The organism is Burkholderia sp. 9120 (assembly GCF_000745015.1).
Lineage (GTDB): Bacteria > Pseudomonadota > Gammaproteobacteria > Burkholderiales > Burkholderiaceae > Paraburkholderia.
Genome location: NZ_JQNA01000002.1, coordinates 6,551,761 through 6,576,898 on the forward strand (window position 1 = coordinate 6,551,761; position 25,138 = coordinate 6,576,898).

At 61.2% G+C, this 25,138-nt stretch carries 18 protein-coding genes, 2 rRNA genes and 1 pseudogene; 14 read left to right on the forward strand and 7 right to left on the reverse strand.

Annotation, left to right across the window (positions count from 1 at the left end):
- Nucleotides 1-130 precede the first annotated feature (130 nt).
- The 5 genes and pseudogenes from FA94_RS37020 to FA94_RS39325 all read left to right on the forward strand — a co-directional run bounded on the left by FA94_RS37020 (nt 131) and on the right by FA94_RS39325 (nt 5,451).
- On the forward strand, nt 131-1,342 hold the full coding sequence (locus FA94_RS37020; RefSeq protein WP_035561575.1) for an 8-amino-7-oxononanoate synthase family protein: 1,212 nt from the start codon (nt 131-133) through the stop codon (nt 1,340-1,342).
- Entirely contained in the window at nt 1,335-2,555 is a 1,221-nt protein-coding gene (locus tag FA94_RS37025) for an MFS transporter (protein WP_231585108.1), read from the forward strand. The genes FA94_RS37020 and FA94_RS37025 overlap by 8 nt, the downstream gene beginning before the upstream one ends.
- Nucleotides 2,556-2,609: 54 nt before the next feature.
- Nucleotides 2,610-3,472 (forward strand): annotated as a pseudogene (locus FA94_RS37030) (carboxyl transferase domain-containing protein).
- A gap of 3 nt (nt 3,473-3,475) precedes the next feature.
- Nucleotides 3,476-5,158 (forward strand): acetyl-CoA carboxylase biotin carboxylase subunit, encoded by a 1,683-nt coding sequence (locus tag FA94_RS37035; protein ID WP_197070282.1) that lies wholly within the window; start codon nt 3,476-3,478, stop codon nt 5,156-5,158.
- A gap of 2 nt (nt 5,159-5,160) precedes the next feature.
- Nucleotides 5,161-5,451 carry an acyl-CoA carboxylase biotin carboxyl carrier protein subunit gene (locus FA94_RS39325; RefSeq protein ID WP_197070283.1) on the forward strand — a complete coding sequence of 97 codons (291 nt, stop codon included), beginning with the start codon at nt 5,161-5,163 and terminating at the stop codon, nt 5,449-5,451.
- A gap of 69 nt (nt 5,452-5,520) precedes the next feature.
- Here FA94_RS39325 and FA94_RS37045 read toward each other — a convergent pair whose 3' ends face one another.
- Both FA94_RS37045 and FA94_RS37050 read right to left on the reverse strand, forming a co-directional pair.
- Nucleotides 5,521-7,584: a 2Fe-2S iron-sulfur cluster-binding protein gene (locus tag FA94_RS37045; RefSeq protein WP_035561581.1), complete on the reverse strand. Its 2,064-nt coding sequence runs from the start codon at nt 7,582-7,584 to the stop codon at nt 5,521-5,523.
- Between the two features lie 59 nt (nt 7,585-7,643).
- The gene (locus FA94_RS37050; RefSeq protein ID WP_035561584.1) at nt 7,644-8,288 is read right to left on the reverse strand and encodes a glutathione S-transferase family protein; all 645 of its coding nucleotides are present in this window, start codon (nt 8,286-8,288) and stop codon (nt 7,644-7,646) included.
- A 141-nt stretch (nt 8,289-8,429) separates the two neighbouring features.
- On the opposite strand from FA94_RS37050, the gene FA94_RS37055 reads away from it, so the two are divergent.
- Nucleotides 8,430-9,359, forward strand: coding sequence for a LysR family transcriptional regulator (locus tag FA94_RS37055; protein WP_035561587.1), 930 nt, complete (start codon nt 8,430-8,432; stop codon nt 9,357-9,359).
- Here the strand turns inward: FA94_RS37055 and FA94_RS37060 are convergent.
- The 4 genes from FA94_RS37060 to FA94_RS37075 form a co-directional block, all read right to left on the reverse strand.
- Nucleotides 9,356-9,772: an organic hydroperoxide resistance protein gene (locus FA94_RS37060; protein WP_035561590.1), complete on the reverse strand. Its 417-nt coding sequence runs from the start codon at nt 9,770-9,772 to the stop codon at nt 9,356-9,358. The two genes, FA94_RS37055 and FA94_RS37060, sit on opposite strands and share 4 nt — an antisense overlap.
- 79 nt (nt 9,773-9,851) lie before the next feature.
- Nucleotides 9,852-10,184 (reverse strand): DUF4148 domain-containing protein, encoded by a 333-nt coding sequence (locus FA94_RS37065; protein WP_035561593.1) that lies wholly within the window; start codon nt 10,182-10,184, stop codon nt 9,852-9,854.
- A gap of 265 nt (nt 10,185-10,449) precedes the next feature.
- Nucleotides 10,450-11,802, reverse strand: coding sequence for an epoxide hydrolase family protein (locus tag FA94_RS37070; RefSeq protein ID WP_035561596.1), 1,353 nt, complete (start codon nt 11,800-11,802; stop codon nt 10,450-10,452).
- 253 nt (nt 11,803-12,055) lie between these two features.
- On the reverse strand, nt 12,056-12,988 hold the full coding sequence (locus tag FA94_RS37075; RefSeq protein WP_035561599.1) for a LysR family transcriptional regulator: 933 nt from the start codon (nt 12,986-12,988) through the stop codon (nt 12,056-12,058).
- A gap of 149 nt (nt 12,989-13,137) precedes the next feature.
- On the opposite strand from FA94_RS37075, the gene FA94_RS37080 reads away from it, so the two are divergent.
- The 3 genes from FA94_RS37080 to FA94_RS37090 all read left to right on the forward strand — a co-directional run bounded on the left by FA94_RS37080 (nt 13,138) and on the right by FA94_RS37090 (nt 16,512).
- Entirely contained in the window at nt 13,138-14,433 is a 1,296-nt protein-coding gene (locus tag FA94_RS37080; RefSeq protein WP_035561602.1) for an MFS transporter, read from the forward strand.
- A gap of 97 nt (nt 14,434-14,530) precedes the next feature.
- Nucleotides 14,531-15,280 (forward strand): creatininase family protein, encoded by a 750-nt coding sequence (locus tag FA94_RS37085; protein WP_035561605.1) that lies wholly within the window; start codon nt 14,531-14,533, stop codon nt 15,278-15,280.
- Nucleotides 15,281-15,480: 200 nt separating this feature from the next.
- On the forward strand, nt 15,481-16,512 hold the full coding sequence (locus FA94_RS37090) for an alpha/beta fold hydrolase (RefSeq protein WP_035561608.1): 1,032 nt from the start codon (nt 15,481-15,483) through the stop codon (nt 16,510-16,512).
- 86 nt (nt 16,513-16,598) lie between these two features.
- On the opposite strand, the gene FA94_RS37095 is transcribed toward FA94_RS37090, so the two are convergent.
- On the reverse strand, nt 16,599-17,138 hold the full coding sequence (locus FA94_RS37095; RefSeq protein ID WP_035561611.1) for a thioredoxin family protein: 540 nt from the start codon (nt 17,136-17,138) through the stop codon (nt 16,599-16,601).
- Between the two features lie 273 nt (nt 17,139-17,411).
- Here FA94_RS37095 and FA94_RS37100 point away from each other — a divergent pair, with 273 nt between their 5' ends.
- The 5 genes from FA94_RS37100 to FA94_RS37120 all read left to right on the forward strand — a co-directional run bounded on the left by FA94_RS37100 (nt 17,412) and on the right by FA94_RS37120 (nt 25,094).
- Nucleotides 17,412-17,783 (forward strand): GFA family protein, encoded by a 372-nt coding sequence (locus FA94_RS37100; protein ID WP_035561614.1) that lies wholly within the window; start codon nt 17,412-17,414, stop codon nt 17,781-17,783.
- A gap of 126 nt (nt 17,784-17,909) precedes the next feature.
- A complete protein-coding gene (locus FA94_RS37105) occupies nt 17,910-18,650 on the forward strand; it encodes a response regulator (protein ID WP_035561617.1) in 741 nt (246 codons plus the stop codon).
- A complete protein-coding gene (locus FA94_RS37110; protein ID WP_035561620.1) occupies nt 18,647-19,984 on the forward strand; it encodes an ATP-binding protein in 1,338 nt (445 codons plus the stop codon). Before FA94_RS37105 ends, FA94_RS37110 begins: the two co-directional genes overlap by 4 nt.
- 308 nt (nt 19,985-20,292) lie before the next feature.
- Nucleotides 20,293-21,823, forward strand: a 16S ribosomal RNA gene (locus tag FA94_RS37115).
- Between the two features lie 388 nt (nt 21,824-22,211).
- A 23S ribosomal RNA gene (locus FA94_RS37120) occupies nt 22,212-25,094 on the forward strand.
- Together the 16S and 23S rRNA genes form the textbook arrangement of a ribosomal RNA operon.
- Nucleotides 25,095-25,138: the final 44 nt, after the last annotated feature.

The following is a 25,138-nucleotide window of genomic DNA, read 5'->3' on the forward strand; positions in this document are numbered from 1 at the left end:
GGTCGTCCAGATCCGATTCAGCCTGATTTTTAACCTGCGGGCACCGGGGTTGATAAATAACCCTATCGCATAGCGTGATCCGTCTCTTCGGAGTGCGGGTCGGCGCCGGCTGGTCATCTCCGGACATTCCATGCATTTATTCTCTAATACAAAAAAGGCTATCCAGATCAGCAATAATTTCTGGGATGTCACCACCCAGGCTGGATTGGCCAATATCGTCTCCCGCAATCTGAACGACGGCGTGCATGAAGCGATTGCCACGGGAAAATCGTTTCTCAACATGTCGTCGTATTCGTACCTCGGATTAGACTCGCATCCGGCTATTCTGCGGGCGGCGGCCGATGCCGTGCTGGAAACCGGTTCTCTCAATACGTCCATTTCCAGAATCCGGGTGCAGTTCGATATTCTGCAACGCGCGGAAGAGGCGCTGGCGGAGTTGGTCGACGCCGACGTGCTGACCACGCCCTCGTGCGCCGCGGCGGCGGCGGCGAGCTTGCCCTTGCTGGCCTCCGGCGCATTGACCGACGACGTCGCGCCGCTAATGGTGTTCGACAAGAACGCGCATTTCTGCCTGAACCTGATGAAGCCGATTTGCGCCGACGAAGCGGAAGTCGTCACCCTCCGGCACAACGATCTCGAGGCGCTGGAGGACCTTTGCAAGACCCGGCCGCGCGTGGCTTACGTCGCGGATGGCGTCTACAGCACCGGCGGCCAGGCGCCGGTCAGGGAATTGCTGCAATTGCAGGACAAATACGGCCTGTTCCTGTTCTTCGACGAAGCGCATGGTTTCTCGACCCTGGGGCGGCATGGCCGTGGACTGGTGCTCGAAGAGATGGGCGCGATCAACGACCGGACCCTGATCGTCACGTCGTTGAACAAGGGCTTCGGCGCGTCGGGTGGCGCGATCTTTCTCGGGCCGCGTCATAACCACCAGCGCCATAACCTGGCCACGCGTTTCGGCGGCCCGATCACCTGGTCGCAACGTATCAATACCGCGGGTCTGGGGGCGATCATCGCATCCGCTGCGATTCATCGGTCAGACGCGTTGCCGCAACTGCAAAACCGCTTGCAGGACAACGTCCGCTATTTCGACGAACTGATCGAATCGGATAGCCGCGGTGACGGATTGCCGATCCGTTTCATTTCCATCGGCTCCGAAGACAATACGATTTTCTTCGCGAAAAGCCTGCTGGAGCAAGGCTTCTACACGTCGCCGATTTTCTTCCCCGTGATTGCGAAGGGTCGTGCCGGACTGCGGATCATGATCCGGGCGAATTTGCGGCAGGAAGATATCAGGCGCTTCGCCACGAGCCTCAACCAGCTCAAGGCCGACCATGAGTGACAAGCCTGCTGTCGCCGCCGACGCACCGCTGGAAAACGCCGCCTCGGCGTTTCGCGCGATGGCGCTGGCGTGCCTGATCGTCTTCATGGCGCAAATGGCGACGACGGTTTATCTGCCGTCTTTGCCGATCGTCATGCGCGAGTTGAAGATGACGCAGAGTGCCGTCGAGTTGTCGATCTCCGCCTATGTGATCGGCGCGGCGCTGCCGGTCCTGTTCTGGGGCGCCGCCGCGGAGCGCTGGGGAAGACGCGGGCCTTTGCTGATTTCGCTGCTGCTGTTCGTGACCAGCAGTCTGCTGCTCGCGAGCTGCACGTCCGCACTGGAGCTGCTGGTGTTGCGCGCCATTCAGGGCATTGCGGGCGGCGGCGCCGCGATCATCGCCCGCATCATCGTGCGGGATAACTGGCGTGGCGACGAACTGGCGCGGCGGCTTTCCGTGTTGTCGATCGCCTTCATCACGGCGCTTGGCGGCGGCCAGTTTATCGGCGGACTGATCGGGCAGTACAGCCATTGGCAAGTGGGTTTCGTGCTGATGGCCGTGACCGCCGCGCTGGCGATCGGCATGTCGTATTCGTTGCCGTTGAAGACGGGGCGCCGCACAGCCGCCACCTCGGCCATGGCCGCGACCTACTGGGCGGTGCTGCGACGCCCCGGGTTCCTGTGGCCGGCCTGCGCGGGCGGGCTGGGATTCGCCACGACCGTGACCTTGCAGGAAGTGAGTCCGTTCGTGTTCCAGGAGCATTTCCGATTGCCCGTGACGGGCTTCGGCAGCGTCGGCCTGCTGATCGGCGTCGCCTATTTCAGTGGCGCGATGCTGGTCAATCGCCTGGTGAGCCGGTTCGGCGGCGCGCGGCTGATGCATGCCGGCGCGACGCTGATCGCGCTCGCGACCACGCTGATGCTGGTGTCCTGGCTGGGTGGCCTGCTGAATCATTTTGCCGGCCTGTGGATTTTCATCGCGCTGTATTGCCTGACGATTTTCGGCCAGGCGGTGCTGTTTCCCAACAGCATGGCGACCGCCGTCAGCGACGCCCACGACTACGGCGCGCATGCAATGGCCCTATGCGGCTTCCTGCAGCAAGGCTTGGCGGGCGTCGCCGCGACGGTCTCGGTGCTACTGCATCACGACGGTACGTGGACGCTAGCCGTGTTCGCGCTCGGTGCGCTGACCCTGCTTCAAGTGAAGTTGAAAGTAAGAACCCGATCGCTTTGATGCGCCGGTGCCGGCCGGATGACGGCCGGTCCGTCAAAAACAGGAATACCGATCATGTCACGTATCGAATCACGCATCCCGTCGTCGGGAGAAGCGTTTATCAGGAACATGGCGGCCTTTGGCGCATTGCGCGAGCAGATCGACGCCGTGCGCGAAGCGGCTGTACTCGGCGGCGGTAAGGAGGCCCGGGCGCGTCAGCGAGCCCGGGGCAAGCTGGCGTCGCGGCAACGCATTTCGTTGCTGCTCGACCCCGGCACGCCGTTCATGGAGATCGGCCAACTGGCGGCCCATGATGTCTACGATCACGCGGTGCCGTGCGCCGGCATTGTCACGGGCATCGGGATCGTCGAGGGACACGCGGTGGCGATTTTTGCCAACGATGCTTCGGTGAAGGGCGGCACTTACTATCCGCTGACTCTGCGCAAGCATTTGCGCACCCAGCAGATCGCGCGGGAGCAGGGCTTGCCGTGCCTGTACCTGGTCGATTCCGGCGGTGTCTATCTGCCGTTGCAGGAAGAGATCTTTCCGGACGAACATCACTTCGGAAAGATCTTTCGCAATATCGCCGAAATGTCCGCGATGTGCGGCCGCTCGATCGGCCCGCAATTGATGGCGATGTGGCCCAACGCCAAGACCTCGGTCGTGGGCGGCGAACAGGCGGCCACCGTATTGGCCTTGATCCGCGCGGAACAGGCGGCGAAACAGGGCACTTCGTTTACGCCGGAAGAGGAAGAGGCATTCAAGCGCCCGATTCGCGAGTCCTATGAGCGCCAGGGCAAGCGCTCTACGTCGCCGCGCGAATGTGGGTGGACGCCATTGTCGACCCTGCCCGGACCCGCGAGTGGCTCACCTTGAGTCTGGCCCTCGCCGCGGCAGCACCCTCCCAGGAAACCCGCTTCGGCGTCTTCAGGATGTAACCCATGTTCAAACGAATATTGATTGCGAACCGCGGTGAAATAGCCCGCCGCATCGCCCGAACCTGCCGGCGCCTGGAGGTGGAATACGTGTCGGTCTATTCGGCGGCGGATCGCAACGCGGCCCATCTCGAGGGCGCGGTCGAGCGCGAGCCGATCGGCGAGGCGCCCGCGAGCAGCAGCTATCTGAACGTCGAAGCGATCATTGCCGCGGCGCTTCGCACCGGCTGCGAAGCGATTCATCCCGGTTACGGCTTTCTGTCGGAAAACGCGGCGTTCGCGGCGGCGGTCGAGCAGGCGGGCCTCGTCTTTATCGGGCCGGACGCGCGGACGATCGACAGTATGGGCAACAAGGCAACGGCCAAAAAAATGCTGGCCGGCGCCGGTGTGCCGGTCGTGCCCGGTTCGAGCGAGGCGACCGAATCGCACGGTCTGATTCGCGAAACCTGCGAGGAGATCGGTTACCCCGTCATTCTCAAGCCGGTGGCGGGCGGCGGCGGCAAAGGCATGCAGGTGGTCACGGAGGGCCGCGAGCTGGACGCGGCGATCGATGCGGCGATCCGTATCGGCAAAGCGAATTTCGGCGACGGCCGACTGCTGGTGGAGCGCTATATCGCCACGCCGAGGCATCTGGAGGTGCAGATAGTCGGCGATAGCCATGGCAACGTGGTGCATCTGTTCGAGCGCGAGTGCTCGTTGCAACGACGTCACCAGAAAATTGTCGAAGAAGCGCCCGCCAGCAAGCTGCCGGCGGACGTGCGCGCCAGGTTGCTGGCCGCGGCAGTGCGTGGCGCGCAAGCCATCGGCTACGTCAACGCCGGCACCTTCGAGTTCATTCTTGCGCCGGACGATCAGTTTTATTTTCTGGAGGTCAATACCCGCCTTCAGGTCGAACCTCCCGTGACCGAGGCGATTACCGGCCTCGACCTGGTCGAGTGGCAATTGCGGATAGCGGCGGGCGAAGCGTTGCCGTTGCAGCAGGACGCGATCCGCTTTGCCGGCCACGCGATCGAATGCCGGGTCTACGCGGAAGATCCGGATCAGGATTTTTTCCCGATGCCCGGCGAAGCGTTGCGGGTGCAATGGCCGGATAGTTGCCGCGTGGATGCGGCTTTTGACCGGCAGGGACCGGTGCCGTCGTTCTACGACCCGATGGTCGCCAAGCTGATCGCGTATGGCGCGAATCGGCCGGAGAGTTTGCGGCGGCTGCTGGCCGCCATCGCGGAGACGACCCTGCTCGGCTTGACGAGCAACCTTGGGTTTGCCCAACGCGTGCTGCGCGACCCGCGCGTACAGGCAGGGCAGGTCGATACGCATCGGGTGGATGAATTCATCGGTCGTGCCGCGCCGCTGTCCGCGATCGAGCCGGCTGTCGCATGCGCGGCTTTCGTGGACAGCGCCGACGCGATCGCGGCCGCCGGCCACGAAGCGCGTTCGCCATGGGCCGGCAGTATCGGGCCGCTGGACCGGATCGCGCTGGACCCTGACGCGCCGTTGGGCAGGCTGACCTATCAGTGCCAGGGCCAGGCCTTGCAAGCCAACTTGCTCCGGCATGACCACGATGGCGCGGAAGTCGAGGTCGCGCAGCAGCATTTCGCGGTAGCGGAACGCAAACCGGCGGCTTATGGAAGGGCCGCATCGGCGAGCGGGTTTGGGCCGCCGCCAGGTTCGGCGATGTTCTGGAATTGAACGTGGCGGGCACCCGGGTTCAATTGCTGACTCGCCAGGATGTGGCGGGCGAGCTCGACAAGGCAAACGGCGGCGATGTCGTCACGCGCATGCCGGGCGCCGTGGTTGCGCTGCCCATCGAGATCGGCGCCCGGGTCGAGCAGGACGATGCGATCGCGATCGTGGAAGCGATGAAGATGGAGAATCGCATTTACGCGCCGGCTGCCGGCACGCTGAGCGCGCTGCACTGCCGCCTGGGCGACATCGTGGCGGCGGGACAAACGCTGGCCAGCATCGCAACCGGCACGGCGTAGGTTTAATGTTCCCAGACCCGCTTGCATGCGTCGCTCGTCGAGGTCGAGGTCCATGACGCCGTCAGTGCTTTAAAGATCGAGCACCACCGGGCCGGATTCCGCCGCATCCGGCCTGCCGACGCACAGCAACGCACAGCCCGGCTCGATATCCGCCGCGACCTCGCCCTGATACGCAACGCGGCCTTTTTGCAGACGTGTCGAACAGGTGCCGCATTCGCCGATCCGGCAGCTCGATTCGACCGGTATGCCGTTGGCTTCGGCCAACTCCAGCAACGTGCCGCTTTGCGCGGACCACTGCACCGTGCGTTGCGAGCGCGCGAAGATCACTTCGGCGGTGTGCGCCGGAACGGTCGAAGCAGTGGGCGCCGACGCGGCGGAAATCGTCGGCGTGCGCTTTACGCTGGCCGGTCCGAACGCCTCGAAACGGATACGTTCGTCCGGTACATTCAACGCCCGCAAGCCGTTGTACAGGTCGCTCATGAAAGCAGCGGGGCCACACAGGTAGAAGTCGTAGTCGTCGAACGGCAGCAGCCGTTTCACCATGTCGATTTCGACGCGGCCGGCGCGTGTCCCATCTTGCGCGGCAACCGACGAATCGACCGCGCTGTTCAGAAGGTGCACCGCGACATGCGGGTGCGCCGACGCGATCTGCTGCAGCACGTTCGCGAAAGGCCGGTCCTGCGAAGTACGAGCGCCGTGAATGAAGTACACCGGCCGGGTCGACCGTGCCGCGATCAGGCTGTGCAGAATCGCCGTCATTGGCGTAATGCCGATACCCGCCGACAGCAATACCGCGGGCCGCGTACTCGCGGCGTCGAAGGTAAAAGCGCCGCGCGGCGTGCGTGCCTGAACGCGCGTGCCGACCTTGGCGTGTTCATGCAGCCACGTCGACGCGACCCCCTCGCGCTTGACCGAAATCCGGTAACGCAAACCGTCGCTCGCAGCGGACAACGTGTAGGTGCGCACCAGCGGCTGATCGCTGCCTGCAACGGGAATCCGGATCGGCAAATACTGACCCGGTTCGAACGCGGGCAGCGTACGGCCGTCCGCTGCCTGCAGATAGAACGAGCGAATTCCCGGCGTTTCTTCCTGCACGTCGACCACGTTGAACGTGTGCCATACGTTCGCGGGATTCTCGACTTTTACCGCCGCAGGTTCGCTGCGCATCGACGCGAATTGCGACGCGTACTCGACCGGCGACCAGCGAAACGGCAACACACCCGGCGTGCGCCGCACTTCGCGCACATGAAAGCGCATCAGCCGTTCCGCACCGGCAACGCTCGCGACTTCCGCGCCTTCCCAGATGATTTCCGCATCGACCGCGATATAGACCAGATCGCCGCTCGCGAAATCGACGAACAGCAAACCGGCGCGCGGATCGTGCACCAGGTTGCCGAGCGTGTTGAAAAAACGGTTGCCGCTAAAGTCGGGCACGGTCAGCGTGCCGGCTGCGTCGATATGGACAAAGCCCGGCATGCCGCCGCGATGCGACACGTCCACGCCGCGCGCCGAACCGGCGTCGTCGGCGCCGTTGGCGCTTGCAATGAAAAACGTATCCGCGTTTTGCAGCAGCACGCGATCGGCGTCGCTTAACTCGGTCGAGCGGGTTGGCGGCAGCAGCGGTTCGGCCGCGTCGCGCGCAATAAAGCTTGGCGTGCGGCTCTGAATGTACTTCGGGCAGTTGCCGAAACTCTGGCTGACCCTCAGCGTGACCGCGTTTTCATCGAGCGACGTGATTACGCCGTTCACGCGATTGCGGCGGCGCGTTTCCGGTTGCACGCCAAGCCCACCGATCATTGCGCCGACTTGCCACGTGCCCGCCAGCGGATCGCCGGGCAGCGCGCTGCCGGCAATGCGTAGCGTGCGCGCGTCCAGCGCTGACACGAAGCCCGGCGCGCCGACGCGCAGGGTTGCCCACGGCTGACCGGAAGCGTCGATGCCGCCCAGCACCATGAACGGCCGCTCCGCGAAGAACTGTTGATGCTGCTCCGGCATCTCGGTGCGAATGCTGCGACGGCCGACCGAGTTCGCAAAGTCGACGACGCCGGCGCGCGTCTGCACCGCCAGTTCGCCCGCGTGAAACGGCGAACCCGGCGTGGAGAGATCGGCGAGGGGAATGTAGACATCGGACATGAGAGAGCCTCTGCGCGTCGCGGCGAATAACGTGGGAATAGACGGCTGGGTTCAGCGCATCAAGCGTCGGCCAGCAAGCCGGCCTTGCTCGCCGGCATCGCGACGAATCCCGGCAGGGCCTCGACACGTTGCAGCCAGGCACGCAGATTCGGATACGGCTCGAGCGACACGCCGCCTTCCGGCGCATGCGCGATATACGCGTGCGCGGCGATATCGGCGATGGTCGGTTCGTCGCCGGCCGCGAAGCGCTTGTGGGCGAATTCCGTTTCGATCACGTTGAACAGATTCACCGCGATCGACTTGGCGGTCTCGTGATCGTAGGGCGCGCCGAACACCGTCACGAGTCGCGCACGGCACGGGCCGTAAGCGATCTGACCGGAGGCGAGCGACAACCAGCGTTGCACGGCGGCCGCGCCCAGCGGATCGGTCGGCAGCCACGAGGCGTCGCCATAGCGCTTCGCCAGGTACACCAGGATCGCGGTCGAATCGAATAGCACGACGTCGCCGTCTTCGATTACCGGCACCTGGCCGAACGGGCTGATCGCGAGAAATTCGGGACGGCGATTGTCGCCGGCTTTCATGTCGATCGGGACGATCTCGAACGGCAGACCCAGCATCGTGAGAAGTTGCCTGACGCGATGACCGTGACCCGACAGCAGCGTCGTGTGAAGGCGGATGGGGGCGGCGGGTTGCGTAGTAGGCATGATGGGGATCCGAAAAAGTTGAGATGGGCTGGCGTCGAAACATGCTGTATCGATGCTTGACCTGAAGAGTAGTCAGTGCCGATCGGTTCCGAAAGGGGGATAATTGGCGAAACATAATCCCCTGATAATGGACAATCGGTCATGGCTGACGTACGCGATGTGAATCTCAACCGGCTGGCGGTGTTCGTGGCCGTGGTGGAAGCCGGCTCGCTGACCGGCGCGGGCGAGCGGCTCGGCCTCGCGAAAACCATGGTCAGCAAGCACATGCAGCGGCTGGAGGTGGAGGTGGGCGCCAGCCTGCTGGTGCGGACCACGCGGCGGCTCAACGTGACCGAAGCGGGCCGGACCTTTTACGACGCCAGTTGTCTGGTGCTGCGCGCGGCAGAAGAGGGTTTATCGGCGATCGCGGGCGAGGTCGGGCCGTTGCGCGGCATGCTGCGTGTGAATGCGCCGATCGACTACGGCTCGCTGTTCGTGGCGCCGGCGCTGGTGGAGATGCGGCGCGCGCATCCCGAGCTGGAGGTCGACCTGCAATGCGTCGATCAATACGTCGATCTGGTGGGCGAGGGGATCGACGTGGCGATCCGGTTAGGGCGGCTCGCCGATTCGAACTACCGCGCGGTGAAGATCGGCGAGTTCGTCAAGTGGATGGTGGCGAGTCCGGCGGTGGCGGGCGCCGACGGCGAGCACACGGAACTGGCGACGCTCGCCGGCATGCCGTATGTCGCGGTGGCCACGTTGCCGCGGCCTTTGTCGGTGGCGCTGGAACATCGCGATGGACGCAAGGACAGCCTGCGTTACCCAACTGCGTTTCTGACCAATACCGCCACGGCGTGCCGGGCGGCGACGCTGGCGGGCGGCGGCGTCGCGCTGCTCACCGATTTCTCGATCGCGCACGACGTCGCGGCGGGTCGCCTGGTGCGCTTGCTCGACGGCTGGACGACGGGCCCGGCAAGCATTCAGGCGATTTTTCCCGCGACGAAGTTTCCGTCGCGCAAGGTCAGGGTGCTGATCGACGCGGTCAGGGCGCAGTGGGAGGCGACGGCCGGCGCGCGCTCGGAGGTGATCTAGGCGAGCGTGATCGTGACGTCCACATTGCCGCGCGTGGCCTTGGAATACGGGCAGGTTTGGTGCGCCTGGTCGACCACGGCCTGAGCCACGTCGCGCGCGAGGCCGGGCAGGCTCACGTTCAGGCGCGCCTGGATGAAATACGCGCCTTCGGTGGTGCCGAGGTCCACTTCGGCATCGACCTGGGTGTCGGCGGGCAGCGTCACTTTCAACGCGCGGGCGGCGAGGCCCATCGCGCCGATAAAGCAGGCCGACCAGCCGGCCGCGAACAGTTGCTCCGGGTTCGTGCCCGCGCCCGAGGAACCCGGGGACGAGAGTTCGATGTCGAGCCGGTTGTCTGAACTGCGCGCGGCGCCGTCGCGTCCGCCGGTCGTGTGGGTCTTCGCGGTGTACAGCACATTTTCGATGCGGGTCATGAGGGTTTGCTCCAGTTGAGTTGGCAATGCGGGCTCAGCGGCCGGTCCGCGCGCGGCGCGTCCACGGCCGCCGTATGACTTACTGGCCGAAATACACCGGCTTCAAACCGTCGAAAGCTTGCGCGTGCGAAGTGACCCGCGCGCCGGATTCCGACGAGCTGCTGTGCGTACCGCCCACGCCCGTGTTCCCGCCATTCTGTGCGGCGACGCGTGCCTCGGCGGCGAGGATGTCGGCGGGATAGGTCGTGTCCGAACTGCGCGACGGGTTGTAGCCGGCCTGTTCCAGTTGCACCAGTTCCGCGCGAACCTGAGCACGGGTGACGGGTTGATTCGACTGGGCGAACGAAGCGAGCGGAGCGGCGAGCGCGACGGCGACGAGAGCGGCTTGAGCGACTTGAGCGAACGATTTCATGATGAATACCTCGAGCGTTGAATAGGGCCTGCCGGCAACTTGCAGTGCTTGCCGGGTCTGTGGTGTCCGGCGATGCATCTGTGTTCGGCATGGGTGTATTGGAACGTCTGGAGGTATCTGGCTTGTGTCTGGTCGAGGGGTGTTTTGAATCGGTGTGTGTCTGTGTTTTCGCGGGATACAGTGCGATACAAACTCATGAGGCGGTGAATCGGAACAGCACGAGGACATGGCGCGAAAAGCGACTCTCCGCGCCATGTCAAAACCGTTACGTACGCGGCGGTCTTAAGCCCGCCCGCACTTCTTCAGCGAAGATTTGCGGCTGTTCCCATGCGGCGAAATGGCCGCCTTTCTCGGGGCGGTTGTAATAGATCAGGTTGTGATACGCCCGCTCCGACCAGCTCTTCGGCGCCTGATAGTTCTCGCCGGGAAAGGCACTCACGGCGGCGGGAATGGAGACGTCGGCGGCGGCGTAAAAGTTGAAGTGCGACTCCCAATAGAAGCGTGCCGCGGAAACGCCCGTATTCGTCAGCCAGTACAGCGTGATGTCGTCGAGCACGTCGTTCAGTGTCACGTCGCTTGAGGCGTGTCCGTTGATCGTGCGCCCGAGCACGGCCGACGTGAGTGCCGCCGCGGGTTGCCCATTACCGTCCGGGTGGTCGAGCAGCCAGCTTGCCAATGCAATGGGTGAGTCGGCCAGACCGTAGAGCGTTTGTGGACGCGTGCCCTGCTCCAATGCGTAGGCGCGTCGCCTGGATAAGGCGCTTAACTGGTCGTAGGCGAGCCTTTCGTCGGCGGAAAGACCGGCGGGCGGCGGATCGTTGACCTGAAGCGCCTTGGCGATGTCCGGGGGAATCGTCGCGGGGAAGTTGACGTGAATGCCCATCAATTCCGGCGGCGCCTGCTTCGCCATGACGTTCGCCACGATCCCGCCGAGGTCGCCGCCTTGCGCCGCGAATTTCGCGTAGCCGAGGCGCTTCATCAGTAAGACCCACGCGCGCGCGGTGCGCTCCGGACCCCAGCCGATCGTGGTGGGCTTGCCGGAAAAGCCGTAGCCCGGCAGCGACGGAATGACCAGATGAAACGCGTCCGATGCGCTCGCGCCATGCGCGGTCGGATTGGTCAGCGGATCGATGATCTTGAGCTGTTCGATCACCGAGCCAGGCCAGCCATGCGTGACGATCAGCGGCATCGCGTTTTCGTGTTTCGACCGGACGTGGATGAAATGAATGTCGAGCCCGTCGATTTCGGTGACGAAATTCGGCAGCGCGTTCAGTTTCGCCTCGCATTTGCGCCAGTCGTAATCGGTCGCCCAATGTTGCGCGAGCGTCTGAATCGTGGCGAGCGGCACGCCTTGCGAGTCGTCGTTGACGATCTCACGGTCCGGCCAACGCGTCGCTTTGATGCGTCGCCGCAGGTCGCTGAGCTGCGATTCCGGCACGTGAATACGAAGCGGACGAAGCGCGGTTTTGTCGCCTCCCGGCGGCGTCGCGATGTCGGTAATGGACTGATTGCCGTCGGCAAAAGCGAGCTGACTCAGCGAGCCCGCGGCAACGGCCGCCGCCGCGACGCCGACAAAGCGGCGGCGTGACGGCGATTCGGGAAGGGTGGTGTTGGGCATACGATTTCCGATGGGAGGAAAGGCAGTTTGTCGGAAGGAGTCTCGTCGCTGAAGGCGCTGCTGTTGTTGAACGCTGGGCGAGTGGAGACAACCTGCCACGCGGAGTGCGCTCCGCGTGGGCGTATTGGAACGCGCCGATGTATCCCGCCTGTTTCCGTGAAGCCCGGTTTCTGCAAGCGTGTGTATCGATCTACCCAGTAGATACGTTGCGATACAAAGGGGCAAGCCTGGGACTGGGTCGGCGTCGGCGTGCCTAAGCGCGTTTGGCGTCGTCTTGCTGCGCGAACATGCTCATGCGGCGCAAGATCCACTCGAGCAGTTCGTGCGCGGCGGCCACCAGCGGCCGGCCGGATTTGACGAGCACGCGCGCCTTGGCGCCGCGAAACAGGGGATGGTCGATCGGCACGATCGTCAGCTCGCCGGCCGCGATCTCGCGATACGCGGCGAACTCGCCGACCAGGGTTACAAAATTATCGGACGCGACGATCCGCTTGAGCCCGGTCAGCGAATTCGTGGTGAGGGTGGCGCGTATTTCAATGTTCTCGGCGAACTCCAGCATCTTCGCCGCATGACCGATGCCGAAGGTGGCCGGCATCAAGGCCAGCGGATAGGCCAGCACCTCGTGAATGCCGGCCGCGCCACCTCGTACCGCCAGCGGGTGCGTGGGCCGCACCAGCAGCACCACGGGCTGCGCCGAACTGGCCCGATACTCGACACGCGGATCGGGCGGCGGATTGTAGGCGAGGCCGATATGCGCGCGGCTTTCCGCCACTTCGTTCAGCAGGTCGTCGACGGGCAGCATCTGCACGCCGATCTCCAGCTTCGGGTAGCGCGCACAGAACGGCGTGAGCACTTCGTCGACCAGCATGTCGATATAGCCCTCGCTGATCGCCAGTTGCACATTCCCCTGTTGCAGGCCCTTCAACGCATGAAGCCGGTCTTCGAGCTTTTCCTGTTGCGACCGGTAGCCGCGCCAGAATTCGAGCAGATGCGCCGCCGCCTCGGTGGGCTTGACGCCGCGCGCCTGACGCTCGAACAGCGTCGTGCCGAGTTCGTCCTCCAGCAGCCTGATTTGCCGCGTAATCACGGACGGCGACGTGTTGAGGCTGTCCGCCGCGCCGCGAATCGTGCCGTGCGTCAGCACTTCATGGAAATACCGCAGGCGTTGCTGATTGATTTCGCGCATGGTCGGGCGTTTCGCTTCCGTTTGGGCCGAGGCTAGTGTTGCTCTGTGGGCAACGATACGTGAACTTAGTTGCTTTTGCTAGTTGCATTTGGCGTTGCCAAACTGGCTTTACACGATGAGCCGGATACAACGTTGAAATGGAGACTGGAATGGCCGCAACTCAGACCGCACTCGCAGGCGACGAAGTGTCCGCCCTCTATGACCGGCTCAACTGGCGGCTGCTGCCGTTTCTGCTGGTCTGCTATCTGTTCGCTTATCTGGATCGCGTCAACGTCGGCTTCGCGAAGTTGCAGATGCAAAGCGACCTCGGTTTTTCCGACGCCGCCTACGGTGTCGGCGCCGGCATTTTCTTTCTCGGCTACGTGCTGTTCGAGTTGCCGAGCAACCTGATGCTGCCGAAGATCGGCGCGCGCAAAACGTTTTTCCGCATCCTCGTGCTGTGGGGCATTACGTCGGCCTGCATGCTGTTCGTTCGCAACGTGCCGATGTTCTACGGCATGCGCTTTCTGCTCGGCATCTTCGAAGCCGGTTTCGCGCCGGGCATGATCTTCTATCTGTCGCGCTGGTACGGTCCCACGCGTATGGCGCGGGCGATCGCGATTGTGTTTCTTGCCGGGCCGATCGGCGGGATTGTCGGTGGGCCGTTGTCGGCCTGGCTGATGACGCGCCTCGCCGGCACCGCCGGTCTGGCCGGCTGGCAGTGGATGTTCCTCGCCGAAGGCTTGCCCTGCATCGTGATGGGCGTGCTGACGCTGTTCGTGCTGTCGGATCGGCCCGCCGACGCCAGGTGGCTAAGCGACGACGAGAAGCGTCTGCTCGCGGCCGAACTGGGTCCGGTCCCGGAGGGCCGTCATTCGTTCAGGGACGTAGCGCGCAACCCGAAGATCTATCTGCTCGCTTGTGCCTATTTCTGCATCATCGCGTCGATCTATGCGATGAGCTTCTGGCTGCCCACCATCGTCAAATCGCAAGGGGTGGACGACACGATCCGACTCGGCTGGTACGCGGCGATTCCTTATATCGGCGCTGCGTTCGGCATGGTCTATATCGGCCGTCGCTCGGACGCACGCGGCGAACGGCGCTACCACAGTTCGGTGCCGGCGCTGCTCGCGGCGTTGTTGTTGTGTGCGGTGGTGCTCAGCGACGGCCATCTGTTCGTCACGCTCGCGCTGCTGACACTTGCCACGGCCTCGCTCTGGATGGCCTATACCGTGTTCTGGGCGGTTCCGTCCGAACACATCAAAGGCGATGCGGCCGCGGGCGGCATTGCGCTGATCAATACGATCGGCCTGTCCGGTGGATTCTGGGGGCCGGCCATTCTCGGCTGGGCCAGGACGGCGACCGGCAATCTGCATCTCGGTCTGTTGATCGTGGCGGCGCTGGCGTTGTGCGGTGCAGGGTTGTTGTATGGGTTGTTGGCCGTTAAGCGGCCGCCGTTGACGTGATGCGATGCGCAGGTACAAACCGCGCCGATAAACCCGCATCCCCAAGCGACTCAACATGCCGTATTCCACCCGGAAACGGCGAAGCGGAGAACCTCAAATGCTTTTACATCTGTCGACCTGGGCCGAAGTCGGCCAATACCTGACACGCAGCCGCTCGATCGTCGTGCCGATCGGTTCGAACGAACAACACGGTCCCACGGGCCTGCTGGGCACCGACTGGTTGTGCCCGCAAATCATCGCGTACGAAGCCGAGAAACGCGCCGACCTGCTGATCGCGCCGACCTTCAACATCGGCATGGCGCAGCATCACCTCGCGTTCGCGGGCACCATTTCGCTGCGACCGTCGACCTTCATTGCCGCCATTGGCGACTGGACCCGATCGCTCGCGCTGCACGGCTTCGAGAAGATCCTGTTTCTGAACGGTCATGGCGGCAACATCGCGTCGATCGAAGCCGCATTCTCCGAACTGTATGCCGAGGCCAGCTTCGCGCGGCGTCGCGCGGGCTTCGCGCTGAAGCTGTGCAACTGGTGGGACCTCGAAGGCGTCGGCGAACTGGCGCGCGAGCAATTTCCGACCGGGCACGGCGCGCATGCCACGCCGTCCGAGATCGCGATTACGCAATGGGCGCTGCCCGAGTCGATCAGGCACGCGGCCTACAGTCCGCAGATCGCGCCGTCGGGGCCGATCCGCGAAGCGCTCGATTTTCGCGCGCGCTTTGCCGATGGACGGATGGGCTCCGATCCGGGTCAAGCTTCGCAGGAGCGGGGCGGCGCGCTGGTCGAACTGGCCGCGCAAAGCCTGATCCGCGAGATGGAGGCGTTCAGTCGCGAGAGCGTGCCGGACTGAAAAACCGCGCGGCGTTGTCGTGGGTTTGTATCGCACTGTATCCGTAGCGTCGTACGGTACATAAGGATTCACCAGGGCTCTTTCCCGACATAAGCGGGATACGTCCGCGGCGTCTAATGGTTTCAAGGGTTTCAAGGCCAGTTCGTTTCTTCAACAACGAATGGGCTTTTCAAAGCGCAACTACATTAGGGGAATTAGCCATGTCGGATCAGATCAATACCCGGCGCCGTCGTTTGCTCGGCACGACGATTGCGGGGCTCAGCCTGCTGGAACTGGGCCTGAGCGGAATCGCCAACGCGCAGTCCAACGACACGCCGGCGGGGTCCCGCCTCGTGTCGTTCGACAACCTGAAGCAGGTCAACATCGGCACGCTTAGCATGGGCTACGCGGAAGCCGGTCCGCGTCATGGTCCGGTGGTGATTCTTCTGCACGGCTGGCCTTACGACATCTACAGTTTCGCTGAAGTCACGCCGTTGCTCGCGGCGGCCGGCTATCGCGTCATCGTGCCGTATCTGCGCGGCTACGGCACCACGCGGTTCCTGTCCGCGGATACGCCGCGCAACGGGCAGCAGGCGGTGGTCGCCGTGGACATCATCGCGCTGATGGATGCGCTGAAGATCGACAAGGCGATTTTCGGCGGCTTCGACTGGGGCGCGCGCACGGTGAACATCATTGCGGCACTGTGGCCGGAGCGATGCAAGGCGATGGTATCGGTGAGCGGCTATCTGATCGGCAGCCAGGAAGCGAATCGCACGCCGTTGCCGCCGAAAGCGGAACTGGCCTGGTGGTATCAGTTCTATTTCGCCACGGAACGCGGCTATGCGGGTTATGAAGCGAACCGCCACGACTTCAACAAACTGATCTGGCACACGGCCTCGCCGAAATGGAATTTCGACGACGCGACGTTCGAGCGTTCGGCCGAGTCGTTCAACAATCCGGACCATGTCGCGGTGGTGATTCACAACTATCGCTGGCGTTTGGGGCTGGTCAAGGGCGAGCCGCAATACGACGAGCTGGAGAAGCGTCTCGCCACGGCGCCGACTATTGCCGTGCCGACCATCACCATGGAAGGCGACGCCAACGGCGCGCCGCATCCCGATCCGGCTGCGTACGCGAAGAAGTTCACCGGCAAGTACGCGCATCGCAACATTGGCGGCGGTATCGGCCATAACCTGCCGCAGGAAGCGCCGAAAGCGTTCGCCGATGCGGTGATCGACGTTGCCCATCTTTAATACGGTGAGCGACTCGGGCGAGTCGCTCATAAAAAACGGGCCGCAGCGATAGGTTTATCGCTGCGGCCCGTTCGACCATTTGCGCTTTACTCTTTCTGCGCAAGCAGTGCCTGAATGGCCGCTTCGGTCTTGGCGTAGTCGCCTTCGCCGAAGTGCGTGTAGACCAGCTGGCCTTTCCTGTCGATCAGATAGAACGCGGGCCAGTACTGGTTGTTGTAAGCGCTCCACGTTGCATACTGGTTGTCCTGCGCGACCGGATAGGTAATGCCGAAACGCTTGATGGCGGTCTTGACGTTATCCGTATCGCGCTCGAACGGGTACTCGGGGGTGTGGACGCCGATTACCGTGAGTCCCTGATCCTTGTACTTCTGATTCCAGCTTTTCACGTACGGCAGCGTGTTGATGCAGTTGATGCAGGTGTAGGTCCAGAAATCGACCAGCACGACCTTGCCGCGCAGTTTCTGGATCGTGAGCGGATCGCTGTTCAGCCATGTGCTGATGCCGGTGAACTCCGGCGCGCGAGGGCCCGTCTTGAGCGGCTCCGCGATGGCGGCCGTACCGGTGACCGCGGTGGCGGCGAATGCGGCGGTCATGGCCAGCGTTTTCAGTCGATTGAGATTCAGCATGTCGTAGTCCTTTCGGGGCGAGTAGTAAGTGGTGAATGCAGGCGCCATCCGGCAGACCTGCTTGCGGATCGAACGGCGTAGCGGAGAAGAACTCATGGCCGTCGTGCCGTTGATCGCATGGCCTTATTGAAGCGTTCGCGGGTATCTGGCTTGTGTCGGCGGGTGTGTCCCGGTGCAATGTTTTGTGTCTGGCGACAGGGCAGATACATTGCGACACAAATCACCCGGCAAGCCGCGCTATAAAGCAGTCATTGCCTGATCACGGAGAGCTGTATGAGCGCCAATGTATTGAAAGGGTCCTGCCATTGCGGGGCCGTCAAATTCGAAATTCGTGCCCCGATCGAGCCCGCCGGGCGCTGCAATTGCAGCCTGTGCCGCCGCAAGGGCGCGCTGATGACGCCGCTGTTCCCCGCGAATGAATTGACGATTCTTCAGGGCGAAGAGGACCTCACGCTGTACCAGTTCAACACGCGGGTGGCGAAGCACTATTTCTGCCGCCATTGCGGTATCTACCCGTTTCATCAGACGCGTAAAGACCCGCTGCTGTGGCGCGCCAATATCGGTTGCCTTGACGGGATCGACCCGTATACGCTGGAAGCCGGTGTTGCCAACGGCGCCAGCCTGTCCGTGGTGGAGGACGCATGAGGCGGCTGCTGTCGATCATCGCCTTCGTGGCAGGCGGCCTGGCCGCGGAATTAGTGCACCCGGTGCAGTGTTCGTTGCTCAATTCGAGCCGGGTGCAGGTGAAACGTCAAAAGAGATGATGCGTTGATGGACACGACCGACCATGTACTGATCGTCGACGACGATCGCGGCATTCGCGAACTGATTGCCGGCTACCTCGAGAAGAATGGCATGCGCGTCTCGCTCGCGGCCAACGGACGGCAGATGCATGCCGCGCTGGAGCACGGCGCGCCGGATCTGATCGTGCTCGATCTGATGATGCCGGGTGAAGATGGCCTGGTGCTGTGCCGCGAACTGCGGGCCAGCAAGTTCCGGTCGGTGCCCGTGCTGATGCTGACCGCTCGTAATGAAGAAGCCGACCGTATTCTCGGTCTGGAAATGGGCGCGGACGACTATCTGCCCAAGCCGTTTGCCGTGCGCGAACTGCTTGCGCGGATTCGCGCGGTACTGCGCCGCGCGCGCATGCTGCCGCCCGGCATGCAGGTCTCGGAGTCCTCGCAGATGCTGGGATTCGGCGACTGGCGGCTCGATACGACCGCGCGCCATCTGCTCGACGCGGAGGGCACCATGGTCGCGTTGAGCGGCGCGGAATACCGGTTGCTGCGTGTGTTTCTCGATCATCCGCAGCGCGTGTTGACGCGCGATCAGTTGCTCAATCTGACCCAGGGTCGGCAAGCCGATCAGTTCGACCGCTCGATCGATCTGATGGTGAGCCGCTTGCGTCAGCGCCTGCGCGACGTGGCTCGCGAGCCGCGTTACATCAAGACGCTGCGCAGCGAGGGTTATGTGTTTTCCGCGGCGGTCAACGTGATCGAGGACGAGCAATGAACGCGCGTGCCTGGCTGCATTGGCCGCGCTCGCTGTTCGCGCGGCTGACGGTGATTCTTTTCATTGGTCTGGCGTCGGCGCAGGCGTTGTCGTTCTGGCTCACCATGACCGAACGCGACCAGACGATGACGAACATCATGACTGGTTATATCGAACGGGAAGTGACGAGTTCGGTCGCGTTGCTCGATCATTTGCCGGCCAATGAGCGCGCGCAATGGTTGCCGCGTCTCGCGCGGCGCAGCTACGAATTTATTCTCGGGCCTGGCGTGAGCGGCGGCCCGGTCGATGCGAATTTGTCGGCACGAATTGCCGCCTCCATTTCCGATGGGATCGGGACCAACTATCCGCTGACGGTCAATGCGGTGCCAGGCGACGACGAGCGCTTGCAGGTTCATCTGAAGCTCTCGGACGGCGCGCCGTTGACGATCGATCTGCGGCCCATGTCGAGCGCGCCGCTGTCCGGTTGGCTGTTATCCGGCTTGCTGCTGCAATTGATCGTGCTGATTGCGTGCTGCTGGCTGGCGGTGCGATTGGCGACACGTCCGCTGCATGAATTGGCCGTCGCCGCCGATATGCTCGGCCCCGATCTGAAGGCGGCGAGGTTGTCGGAGAAAGGGCCGTCCGAAGTGGCGCGCGCCGCGCGAGCGTTCAACGCCATGCAGGACCGCATCGCGATGTACATGACCGAACGCATGCAGATTCTCGCGGCGATCTCGCACGACCTGCAAACACCGATCACCCGTATGCGATTGCGCGTTGACGTGATGGAAGGCGAACCTGAAGGCGCGAAACTGCGTCAGGATCTGCAGGAAATGGAAGCGTTGGTGAAGGAGGGCGTGACGTACGCGCGGACGTTGCACGGCGCGACGGAGGTGCGCTGCCGTATTGATCCCGACGCGCTATTCGACAGCCTGGTGTGCGACTACGTCGACGCCGGACAGTCGGTGTCGTTGCAGGGATCGTTCGGCGCGCCGATCATGACGCGGCCCCAGGCGTTGCGTCGCATTGTCGGTAATCTCGTGGACAACGCATTGAAGTTCAGCGGCGCCGCCGAGATCCAGGTCGCGGTGTTGCACGATGGGCAGGCCACGATCACCGTGTCGGACCGCGGCCCCGGTATTCCCGCCGAGTCGCTGGAGGCCGTATTCGAACCGTTCTTCCGACTCGAAGCATCGCGTAATCGCAATACGGGGGGAACCGGTCTTGGTCTCGCCATCGCAAGACAACTCGCTCTCGCAATGGACGCGACCCTCTCTCTGCACAATCGCGAGGGCGGCGGACTGGAAGCGAGACTCATGTTGAAGAACTTGAGCGAGACGGCGAAAAGGCCGTGAAAAAAATATTTCGCGAATAGGGTTGACCAATGAAATCTCAGTCTGCATAATTCGCCTCCCGTTAGATGACGGACGCGAAGAAAGCAGAGCTTCTGAGCAAAATGATCTTTAAAAATTAACAGCCGATAAGTGTGGGCGCTTGATGCGAGACGCGAGGCGGATCTTTCGGGATCTGCCGCAAAGCGAAAGTATCAAGTCTCACACAGTAATGAAAGGAAGGTTTGACTGTCGAAAGACGATCGAACAATTCGTCAGTACGTTGAGTGAGCGACCGGTTCTTAACGGAACCGAAAAACAGTAACAGGTTTGAACTGAAGAGTTTGATCCTGGCTCAGATTGAACGCTGGCGGCATGCCTTACACATGCAAGTCGAACGGCAGCACGGGGGTAACCCTGGTGGCGAGTGGCGAACGGGTGAGTAATACATCGGAACGTGTCCTGTAGTGGGGGATAGCCCGGCGAAAGCCGGATTAATACCGCATACGCTCTACGGAGGAAAGGGGGGGATCTTAGGACCTCTCGCTACAGGGGCGGCCGATGGCAGATTAGCTAGTTGGTGGGGTAAAGGCCTACCAAGGCGACGATCTGTAGCTGGTCTGAGAGGACGACCAGCCACACTGGGACTGAGACACGGCCCAGACTCCTACGGGAGGCAGCAGTGGGGAATTTTGGACAATGGGCGAAAGCCTGATCCAGCAATGCCGCGTGTGTGAAGAAGGCCTTCGGGTTGTAAAGCACTTTTGTCCGGAAAGAAAACTTCTGTCCTAATACGGCGGGAGGATGACGGTACCGGAAGAATAAGCACCGGCTAACTACGTGCCAGCAGCCGCGGTAATACGTAGGGTGCAAGCGTTAATCGGAATTACTGGGCGTAAAGCGTGCGCAGGCGGTCCGCTAAGACAGATGTGAAATCCCCGGGCTTAACCTGGGAACTGCATTTGTGACTGGCGGGCTAGAGTATGGCAGAGGGGGGTAGAATTCCACGTGTAGCAGTGAAATGCGTAGAGATGTGGAGGAATACCGATGGCGAAGGCAGCCCCCTGGGCCAATACTGACGCTCATGCACGAAAGCGTGGGGAGCAAACAGGATTAGATACCCTGGTAGTCCACGCCCTAAACGATGTCAACTAGTTGTTGGGTCTTCATTGACTTAGTAACGTAGCTAACGCGTGAAGTTGACCGCCTGGGGAGTACGGTCGCAAGATTAAAACTCAAAGGAATTGACGGGGACCCGCACAAGCGGTGGATGATGTGGATTAATTCGATGCAACGCGAAAAACCTTACCTACCCTTGACATGTATGGAAGTCTGCCGAGAGGTGGATGTGCCCGAAAGGGAGCCATAACACAGGTGCTGCATGGCTGTCGTCAGCTCGTGTCGTGAGATGTTGGGTTAAGTCCCGCAACGAGCGCAACCCTTGTCCCTAGTTGCTACGCAAGAGCACTCCAGGGAGACTGCCGGTGACAAACCGGAGGAAGGTGGGGATGACGTCAAGTCCTCATGGCCCTTATGGGTAGGGCTTCACACGTCATACAATGGTCGGAACAGAGGGTTGCCAAGCCGCGAGGTGGAGCCAATCCCAGAAAACCGATCGTAGTCCGGATCGCACTCTGCAACTCGAGTGCGTGAAGCTGGAATCGCTAGTAATCGCGGATCAGCATGCCGCGGTGAATACGTTCCCGGGTCTTGTACACACCGCCCGTCACACCATGGGAGTGGGTTTCACCAGAAGTAGGTAGCCTAACCGCAAGGAGGGCGCTTACCACGGTGGGATTCATGACTGGGGTGAAGTCGTAACAAGGTAGCCGTATCGGAAGGTGCGGCTGGATCACCTCCTTTCTAGAGCTGAACGTGTCGAACGTTGAGCGCTCACGCTTATCGGCTGTGATTCTGAATGGACAATCTTCAGTGCATAGTGTTCTGCGAGCAGGTAATGCGCAGAGTACTTTGCATTGGCGATTGAGCCAGTCAGAGTGATACGTGGTTATAGCAACCATGATATCGGCTGTCGTTCTTTAACAATCAGGAAGAAGTAGTAAAGAGATTCACGAAAGCATATCTAGAGATGGGTGTGTGAGTAGGTGAATCAGGGTTGTGATTGTATCAATGTATGAAAAGGTGATCGAAAGATTGCCTTGGAATACGGCGCAACACGAATACTCAACCTGTAACGATGTGACCCGCGCTGCGTTCCCAGTGAACGCGGTATGAGACACACCCGTTATAGGGTCAAGCGAACAAGTGCATGTGGTGGATGCCTTGGCGATCACAGGCGATGAAGGACGCGGTAGCCTGCGAAAAGCTACGGGGAGCTGGCAAACGAGCTTTGATCCGTAGATGTCCGAATGGGGAAACCCACTCCGAATGGAGTATCCATGACTGAATACATAGGTCATGCGAAGCGAACGCGGTGAACTGAAACATCTAAGTAACCGCAGGAAAAGAAATCAACCGAGATTCCCAGAGTAGTGGCGAGCGAAATGGGATCAGCCTGTACTCTTTATCTTCATTGTTAGTCGAAGGCTCTGGAAAGTGCCGCCATAGCAGGTGATAGCCCTGTAGACGAAAACAGCGAGGAAGAACTAGGTGTACGACAAGTAGGGCGGGACACGTGAAATCCTGTCTGAAGATGGGGGGACCATCCTCCAAGGCTAAATACTCGTGATCGACCGATAGTGAACCAGTACCGTGAGGGAAAGGCGAAAAGAACCCCGGGAGGGGAGTGAAATAGATCCTGAAACCGCATGCATACAAACAGTAGGAGCCTCCTTGAGGGGTGACTGCGTACCTTTTGTATAATGGGTCAGCGACTTACATTCAGTGGCAAGCTTAACCGATTAGGGCAGGCGTAGCGAAAGCGAGTCCGAACAGGGCGATTCAGTCGCTGGGTGTAGACCCGAAACCAGGTGATCTATCCATGGCCAGGATGAAGGTGCGGTAACACGTACTGGAGGTCCGAACCCACTAACGTTGAAAAGTTAGGGGATGAGCTGTGGATAGGGGTGAAAGGCTAAACAAACCTGGAAATAGCTGGTTCTCTCCGAAAACTATTTAGGTAGTGCCTCGTGTATCACCTTCGGGGGTAGAGCACTGTCATGGTTGTGGGGTCCATTGCGGATTACTACGCCATAGCAAACTCCGAATACCGAAGAGTGCAATCACGGGAGACAGACATCGGGTGCTAACGTCCGGTGTCAAGAGGGAAACAACCCAGACCGCCAGCTAAGGTCCCCAAATATTGCTAAGTGGGAAACGAAGTGGGAAGGCTAAAACAGTCAGGAGGTTGGCTTAGAAGCAGCCATCCTTTAAAGAAAGCGTAATAGCTCACTGATCGAGTCGTCCTGCGCGGAAGATGTAACGGGGCTAAGCAATATACCGAAGCTGCGGATGCACATTTATGTGCATGGTAGGAGAGCGTTCCGTAAGCCTGCGAAGGTGCATTGAAAAGTGCGCTGGAGGTATCGGAAGTGCGAATGCTGACATGAGTAGCGATAAAGGGGGTGAAAAGCCCCCTCGCCGTAAGCCCAAGGTTTCCTACGCAACGTTCATCGGCGTAGGGTGAGTCGGCCCCTAAGGCGAGGCAGAAATGCGTAGCTGATGGGAAGCAGGTTAATATTCCTGCACCATTGTTAAATGCGATGGGGGGACGGATCGCGGAAGGTTGTCCGGGTGTTGGAAGTCCCGGTCCTTGCATTGGAGAAGGCGCTTAGGCAAATCCGGGCGCGGAATTCAAGGGTGCGAGGCCATTCACCTAGGTGAAGAAGCAATCGGAAGTGGTTCCAAGAAAAGCCTCTAAGCTTCAGTTTAACAAGACCGTACCGCAAACCGACACAGGTGGGCGAGATGAGTATTCTAAGGCGCTTGAGAGAACTCGGGAGAAGGAACTCGGCAAATTGGTACCGTAACTTCGGGATAAGGTACGCCCCTGTAGCCTGATGCGCCTGCGCGCGTAGGGTGAAGGGGTTGCAATAAACTGGTGGCTGCGACTGTTTAATAAAAACACAGCACTCTGCAAACACGAAAGTGGACGTATAGGGTGTGACGCCTGCCCGGTGCCGGAAGATTAAATGATGGGGGTGCAAGCTCTTGATTGAAGTCCCGGTAAACGGCGGCCGTAACTATAACGGTCCTAAGGTAGCGAAATTCCTTGTCGGGTAAGTTCCGACCTGCACGAATGGCGTAACGATGGCCACACTGTCTCCTCCCGAGACTCAGCGAAGTTGAAGTGTTTGTGATGATGCAATCTCCCCGCGGCTAGACGGAAAGACCCCATGAACCTTTACTGTAGCTTTGCATTGGACTTTGAACCGATCTGTGTAGGATAGGTGGGAGGCTATGAAGCGTGGACGCCAGTCTGCGTGGAGCCATCCTTGAAATACCACCCTGGTTTGTTTGAGGTTCTAACCTTGGTCCGTAATCCGGATCGGGGGACAGTGCATGGTAGGCAGTTTGACTGGGGCGGTCTCCTCCCAAAGTGTAACGGAGGAGTACGAAGGTACGCTAGGTACGGTCGGAAATCGTGCTGATAGTGCAATGGCATAAGCGTGCTTAACTGCGAGACCGACAAGTCGAGCAGGTGCGAAAGCAGGTCATAGTGATCCGGTGGTTCTGTATGGAAGGGCCATCGCTCAACGGATAAAAGGTACTCTGGGGATAACAGGCTGATACCGCCCAAGAGTTCATATCGACGGCGGTGTTTGGCACCTCGATGTCGGCTCATCTCATCCTGGGGCTGTAGCCGGTCCCAAGGGTATGGCTGTTCGCCATTTAAAGAGGTACGTGAGCTGGGTTTAAAACGTCGTGAGACAGTTTGGTCCCTATCTGCCGTGGGCGCTGGATATTTGAAGGGGGCTGCTCCTAGTACGAGAGGACCGGAGTGGACGAACCTCTGGTGTACCGGTTGTCACGCCAGTGGCATCGCCGGGTAGCTATGTTCGGAAGAGATAACCGCTGAAAGCATCTAAGCGGGAAACTCGCCTTAAGATGAGATATCCCCGGGGCTTCGAGCCCCTTGAAGGGTCGTTCAAGACCAGGACGTTGATAGGTCAGGTGTGGAAGCGCAGTAATGCGTTAAGCTAACTGATACTAATTGCCCGTAAGGCTTGATCCTATAACAGGGTGTGTCTCTCTCTCGACCCGCGTTAGCGCTTTAGC

Bases quoted from the DNA above. Each gene is read 5' to 3' on its own strand.
- FA94_RS37020 (WP_035561575.1), top strand. From the start codon at position 131: ATGCATTTATTCTCTAATACAAAAAAGGCTATCCAGATCAGCAATAAT.
- FA94_RS37025 (WP_231585108.1), top strand. From the start codon at position 1,335: ATGAGTGACAAGCCTGCTGTCGCCGCCGACGCACCGCTGGAAAACGCC.
- FA94_RS37035 (WP_197070282.1), top strand. From the start codon at position 3,476: ATGTTCAAACGAATATTGATTGCGAACCGCGGTGAAATAGCCCGCCGC.
- FA94_RS37045 (WP_035561581.1), bottom strand. From the start codon at position 7,584: ATGTCCGATGTCTACATTCCCCTCGCCGATCTCTCCACGCCGGGTTCG.
- FA94_RS37050 (WP_035561584.1), bottom strand. From the start codon at position 8,288: ATGCCTACTACGCAACCCGCCGCCCCCATCCGCCTTCACACGACGCTG.
- FA94_RS37055 (WP_035561587.1), top strand. From the start codon at position 8,430: ATGGCTGACGTACGCGATGTGAATCTCAACCGGCTGGCGGTGTTCGTG.
- FA94_RS37060 (WP_035561590.1), bottom strand. From the start codon at position 9,772: ATGACCCGCATCGAAAATGTGCTGTACACCGCGAAGACCCACACGACC.
- FA94_RS37065 (WP_035561593.1), bottom strand. From the start codon at position 10,184: ATGAAATCGTTCGCTCAAGTCGCTCAAGCCGCTCTCGTCGCCGTCGCG.
- FA94_RS37070 (WP_035561596.1), bottom strand. From the start codon at position 11,802: ATGCCCAACACCACCCTTCCCGAATCGCCGTCACGCCGCCGCTTTGTC.
- FA94_RS37075 (WP_035561599.1), bottom strand. From the start codon at position 12,988: ATGCGCGAAATCAATCAGCAACGCCTGCGGTATTTCCATGAAGTGCTG.
- FA94_RS37080 (WP_035561602.1), top strand. From the start codon at position 13,138: ATGGCCGCAACTCAGACCGCACTCGCAGGCGACGAAGTGTCCGCCCTC.
- FA94_RS37085 (WP_035561605.1), top strand. From the start codon at position 14,531: ATGCTTTTACATCTGTCGACCTGGGCCGAAGTCGGCCAATACCTGACA.
- FA94_RS37090 (WP_035561608.1), top strand. From the start codon at position 15,481: ATGTCGGATCAGATCAATACCCGGCGCCGTCGTTTGCTCGGCACGACG.
- FA94_RS37095 (WP_035561611.1), bottom strand. From the start codon at position 17,138: ATGCTGAATCTCAATCGACTGAAAACGCTGGCCATGACCGCCGCATTC.
- FA94_RS37100 (WP_035561614.1), top strand. From the start codon at position 17,412: ATGAGCGCCAATGTATTGAAAGGGTCCTGCCATTGCGGGGCCGTCAAA.
- FA94_RS37105 (WP_035561617.1), top strand. From the start codon at position 17,910: ATGGACACGACCGACCATGTACTGATCGTCGACGACGATCGCGGCATT.
- FA94_RS37110 (WP_035561620.1), top strand. From the start codon at position 18,647: ATGAACGCGCGTGCCTGGCTGCATTGGCCGCGCTCGCTGTTCGCGCGG.